Source organism: Methylobacterium indicum (assembly GCF_001043895.1).
Lineage (GTDB): Bacteria > Pseudomonadota > Alphaproteobacteria > Rhizobiales > Beijerinckiaceae > Methylobacterium > Methylobacterium indicum.
The window spans coordinates 1-603 of record NZ_JTHF01000471.1; the positions used below are offsets into that span (position 1 = coordinate 1).

At 62.5% G+C, this 603-nt stretch carries 1 protein-coding gene; it reads left to right on the forward strand.

Annotated features, from left to right (window positions below; all coding sequences use genetic code 11):
* Window positions 1-152: 152 nt before the first annotated feature.
* Window positions 153-603, forward strand: a 451-nt coding sequence (locus tag QR78_RS31565; RefSeq protein ID WP_048431597.1) for a sodium:solute symporter family transporter, incomplete at its 3' end; no start/stop codon positions are given.

Consider the following 603-nt stretch of genomic DNA (forward strand, 5'->3'; position numbering starts at 1 on the left):
ATCTGTTCGCAACGTCGCATCATACAGAGCCGCTTCGCGGCACGTTCTCTGCTGGCTCCCGGATCTTCTTCCGCTGACGCTCCAGTCGTCCGGGAAAAGGTGCGAGCCATAAAATAATCAATCGCCCGAAGTATCACCCCGAGGACACGCCCATGCATGAATTCACCGAGGGCGAGAGCCTGACCATCGCGGTCATGGTGGTCGCCTACATCCTGTTCACCGGCTGGCTGACCCTGAAGCTGCGCAGCCGCACCAACGCCCAGTTCATGACCGCGTCGCGCTCAATGCCGGCCCTCGTTGTCGGCGTGCTGCTGATGTCGGAATTCGTCGGCGCCAAGTCGACGGTCGGCACCGCGCAGGAAGCGTTCAATTCCGGCATCGCCGCCGCCTGGTCGGTGCTCGGCGCCTCGATCGGCTTCCTGCTGTTCGGGCTCCTGATCGTCCGCCGGATCTACGATTCGGGCGAGTACACGATCTCGGCCGCGATCGCGCAGAAATACGGCAAGTCGACCATGATGACCGTCTCGATCATCATGATCTACGCGCTGCTCTTGGTGAACGTCGGCAACTACGTCAGCGGCGCCGCCGCGATCTCCACGGCGC